This window comes from Burkholderia sp. YIM B11467, from assembly GCF_052952715.1.
In genome coordinates this window covers 1-4,574 of sequence record NZ_JBQVSQ010000029.1, presented here as the reverse complement: position 1 = coordinate 4,574, position 4,574 = coordinate 1, and the positions used below count along the sequence as shown (strand labels likewise).

The window sequence follows — 4,574 nt, the reverse complement described above, 5'->3', positions numbered from 1 at the left end:
TTGGACGTCGCGAGATGCGCGGACGCGCCGATGTCCGGCAGCGGCAGGCCGAGGTTCTCGCCGGGGCGCAGCAGGTTCGCCATCAGCAGCCCGAGCAGCAGCGAGATCAGCGACGCGGTGACGAACCAGCCGAGCGCCTTCACGAACACGCGCCCCACGGACGAGGCGTCGCCCATGTGCGCAATGCCGACGACGAGCGTCGAGAACACCAGCGGGCCGATCACCATCTTGATCAGCCGCAGGAACACATCGGACACGAGCGAGATGTAGCCGGCGATTTCCGCGGCGGACTGCTTGTCCGGAAGTTGCGTGTAGATCATATAGCCGACAGCGATTCCCAACGTTATTGCAATCAAAATCCATACTGCGGCAGAAATTCTTTTATTCATATTGATGTGTCGAATTGGCAGATTGCCGAAAAGCCCGGTCGAGCAAGCTCGCGGATGGCTTTCGGCAAACATCGATCCGTTACCGAGGTGTCGACAGTGCCGTGTAGCGTGTTTATGTAATCGGAAGGGTTCCGTGGCAACCGGGGCGGGAAATATCCCACCTTCTGTTCGGGTTGGGGCAGCCGGGCTCGAACATCGCATTCATCGGGCCGCTGGCCAGTTGAATTCAACCTGGCGGCGCAATACCAGGCAAGAAGGTGGTGCATCGACCAGTGTGATGGTTTCTCGTGGTCGTGCCGGATTCGTATAGACCGTCACTGCCCGCACGAGCGACGTGGCACGATAGCCAGCCAGGTCCGTGCGGGCTACTTCGGTGCAAGTCGTCGGCGCACTCGAAATCCGCTCGACGAGAATCGCACACCCGCCTGTTGCTGCCGGTGCGGTAGTCAATGACAGCAAAGCCGCGTCCCGACGAAAATCCATGCCGGACAAAGAAAAGAACGGCGATCCGTCCGGATTGGCGCGATCCCAATCCAACATCACATCGGCACGCGACGCGCCAGCGAACATCCGTCTGGATACCGCATCGATCGCCGAATAGCAGCGGCGAATACCGGCAGCAGTTGCCGCACCCGCCAGCACGGTCGGTTCCTGCATCTGTGCAGATGCGGCCTGCCGTGCAGACTGAGCACAGACGAGATTCGACGCACATATCAGCAACGCACCACACATCTGCCGCCAAAAACGACCTGCACTCCGCACCGTCATTTCATTCATCTCCGCCGTCAGTCTCGTTCGCCGACGCATCCGCATCACGTCGGCGAGCGCGTTCTCGCTTTTTGTATACAGCGTATGCAGGACTGCGCTCCGCCCCGCATACGCTTCGTCATCCTCCCATGTAAGCCAACTTGCGTCGGGTCACGGCTGCGAGTTCGAATCGAGCAAGATTTCCACGCGGCGGTTCTGTGCCCGCCCTTCTGCTGTTGCGTTCGACGCGACCGGATCCGCTTTTCCGTATCCACGAACAACAAACCGGCCAGCACGCAATCCGTGGTCGCCGAGATAGCCCGCGATGACGGCCGCGCGGCGCTCTGACAAACCCTGGTTGTAAGCGTCGGTACCGACGTCGTCGGTGTAACCGTTCACTGTCACTTGATCAAGCCTGGTTCCCCGGACGTCGGCAACCAACTTGTCGAGACGAGCGCGCCCCTCGTTCGTCAGCACGATCTGATCGAACTCGAAGGTCGCGTCTTCGTGCAAACTAAGTCTTCTTGTCGACGTTGCCGGTGCAACGGAAGCTGCAGCGACCGGCGCCGCACCACACTGGAACGTCAACTCACGCGCATTCGTCCGACTCGCGCCATTTGAATCCAGCGCCGCCACTCCCTTCAGCAAGCGGACAGGTTGTTTGTCGCAGACTTCCTCCGCCTTGCGTTGACATACCTGCGCTCCTTCGAGCAAACCGTAGCAGTCCACACGATAGGTTTTCTCTCCGTTCGGTAGATCGACCGACCACGTCGAATACGTCGGCCCGGACATCGACGAACATCCTGCCAGCAGCACCAGAACTATCGGTGCAAGGTTCGTTCTCAATGATTTGATCATGACAAATACCTCTACATTTCTTGAAACCGCGGGTTCTCGTTACGAGACTGGAGCAATTCAGCGCATCCGGGCCATCGATCCGGATGCGCCGTCACCCGACGATCACCACTGGTAGCCGAGACCAGCGCCGTAGGTGTAGCCGGCACTGCTGCCGCTGACGCCGCCACGGAGCTTCAGGTTATTGGTCAGGCGCGCAGTAAAACCGAACGCAAACGCGCTGTACCCCTGATACACGCCTGTTCCAACGCCGACCATCAGCGTCTTGTTCTGGTCGACATCCGGGATCATCGTAAGCGCGGTTGCCCCCGCGATCCCGGCGTAGGCCTTGCGTGCCACGTCGCTCACCGTGCTGCCCAACGCATTCAGCTGCGATACGTTCACCGCATCGGTCGAGTTGATACCCGGCGCAACGTTGGTGATGCGACGCTCGGTGCCTGGTGCACCCACCGAAACGGTGTTGGGCTGGTCGGCGATCGAGTTTGCGCCGAGCGCGACCGCGTTGGCGGCCGACGCGGTCGCGCCCATACCCAGTGCCACGCCGTTGGTGCCCGATACGAGCGATTGCGCGCCGATGACTGTCGCACCTTCCGACGACGCGTTCGCGCCATTGCCGATCGCGATGCCGTTCGTCCCGCCCGCGGTTGCATTCGGACCGAGCGCCATCGCATTCAGCCCCGTCGCACCATTGTTCGCGTAGTTCGCGTTCAACGTCCCGCCATCATTGACGCTGTAATAGTGGGTCTGGGCGTTTGCAATCGCCGTCGTGAGCGTCTGTACGCCTTGCGCAGCCGACGCGGTCGAGGTCGACAACGAAGCCAGGTTGTTGTCCGTCGTCGACAACGCGGTGGACAGCGAATTCAACCCGGTCGAAGTCGACGTGGACAGCGACGTAAGGTTGTTGTTGGTCGAGTTGAGACCGGTCGACAACGAGCTGATGCTGGTCGAAGTCGACGTGGACAGCGACGCGACCGTGCTGTTGGTCGAACTGAGGCCGGTCGACAACGAACCAATACCGGTCGACAGCGACGAAATGTTCGATGCGGTCGACGTCGAAAGGCTGTTGAGGGCCTGGTTCGTCGCGTTGAGCTGACTACCGTTGATCGCATCCGTGCTGGTCGCCGAGATGCGTCCGGCAGCGACATTCACGATCTGACGCTCCGCCCCTGGCGCCCCAACACTCACAACGCTCGTCGGATTCGCACCGGCAAACGAGTAGGTCACGCCTCCGATCGTCGCGCCCGACGTCGGATTAGGTGCCGCCGTGATCGAGCCGGTACCCAGCGCAACATCGTTGACATTGCTTGCGATCGCGTTCGAACCCAAGGCAAGTGAGCCTTCCGCCGCCGCCGTCGACCCATTGCCCAACGCAAGCGCTCCGTCACCACTGGCCGTGTTTGCGTTGCCAAGCGCCACCGCGCCGTTGCCGGTCGCCGTGTTGTTCGCCCCCATCGCCACTGCGCCGGTACCCGTCGCGACGTTCGGGTCGCCGATCGCGACTGCGCCGTCACCGCTTGCCGTATTCGCAACCCCGATCGACACCGCCTTGCCACCCGTTGCCAATGCGTTGTTGCCGATTGCGACCGCGCCGTCCGACTGCGCGTTCGAGCCGTCACCGACAGCCACGCTGCTTGCGCCCGCCGCGCTGGCGTTCACGCCTGCGGCGAGGGCGTTGGTGCCCGTCGCGCCGGTGTTGTCGTAGTTGGCTTGCTGCGTGCCGTTGTCGTTGACGCTGTAGTAGTGCGTCTTCGCGGCGTTGATCGCGGTCGAGGTCGACGTGGACAGCGACGTCACCGAGCTGTTCGTGCTGCTCAGGCCGGTGGACAGCGAGCCGATGCCGGTCGAAGTCGACGTGGACAGCGACAAGATCGTGCTGTCCGTGCTGCTCAGGCCGGTGGACAACGAGCTGATGCCGGTCGAGGTCGAAGTGGACAGCGACGTGATCGAGCTGTTGGCCGACGACAGGCCCGTCGACGTGGAAGTCGAGAGTGATGCCACCGAGCTGTTGGTCGAGCTGAGACCCGTGGACAACGAGCTGATACCGGTCGAGGTCGACGTGGACAACGAGCTGATCGAGCTGTTTGCCGAGGACAGGCCAGTCGACGTGGAAGTCGACAGCGACGTCACCGAGCTGTTGGTCGAGCTGAGACCCGTGGACAACGAGCTGATACCGGTCGAGGTCGACGTGGACAACGAGGTGATCGAGCTGTTGGCCGACGACAGGCCCGTCGACGTGGAAGTCGAGAGCGATGCCACCGAACTGTCGGTCGAGCTGAGGCCCGTGGACAGCGAGCTGATGCCGGTCGAAGTCGACGTGGACAACGAGGTGATCGAGCTGTTGGCCGACGACAGGCCCGTCGACGTGGAAGTCGAGAGCGATGCCACCGAACTGTCGGTCGAGCTGAGGCCCGTGGACAGCGAGCTGATGCCGGTCGAAGTCGACGTGGACAGCGACGTGATCGAGCTATTTGCCGAGGACAGGCCGGTCGACGTGGAAGTCGAGAGTGATGCCACCGAGCTGTCGGTCGAGCTAAGGCCCGTGGACAGTGAGCTGATGCCGGTCGAAGTTGACGTGGACAGCGA

At 62.0% G+C, this 4,574-nt stretch carries 4 protein-coding genes; all 4 read right to left on the bottom strand.

Features of this window, described 5'->3' with window-relative positions; genetic code table 11:
• Positions 1-389: cation:dicarboxylate symporter family transporter (locus ACTRWB_RS38035; RefSeq protein WP_446904913.1), on the bottom strand; the 389-nt coding region annotated here is incomplete at its 3' end.
• Between the two features lie 201 nt (positions 390-590).
• Positions 591-1,166, bottom strand: a complete 576-nt coding sequence (locus ACTRWB_RS38030; RefSeq protein WP_446904912.1) for a hypothetical protein — start codon at positions 1,164-1,166, stop codon at positions 591-593.
• A 141-nt stretch (positions 1,167-1,307) separates the two neighbouring features.
• On the bottom strand, positions 1,308-1,994 hold the full coding sequence (locus tag ACTRWB_RS38025; RefSeq protein ID WP_446904911.1) for an OmpA family protein: 687 nt from the start codon (positions 1,992-1,994) through the stop codon (positions 1,308-1,310).
• Between the two features lie 102 nt (positions 1,995-2,096).
• The coding region (locus ACTRWB_RS38020) for a YadA family autotransporter adhesin (RefSeq protein ID WP_446904910.1) at positions 2,097-4,574 on the bottom strand (2,478 nt) is incomplete at its 5' end.

What these genes read in the sequence shown, in the direction of transcription:
- ACTRWB_RS38030 (WP_446904912.1), bottom strand. Translation starts at nt 1,166, where the DNA reads ATGAATGAAATGACGGTGCGGAGTGCAGGTCGTTTTTGGCGGCAGATG.
- ACTRWB_RS38025 (WP_446904911.1), bottom strand. Translation starts at nt 1,994, where the DNA reads ATGATCAAATCATTGAGAACGAACCTTGCACCGATAGTTCTGGTGCTG.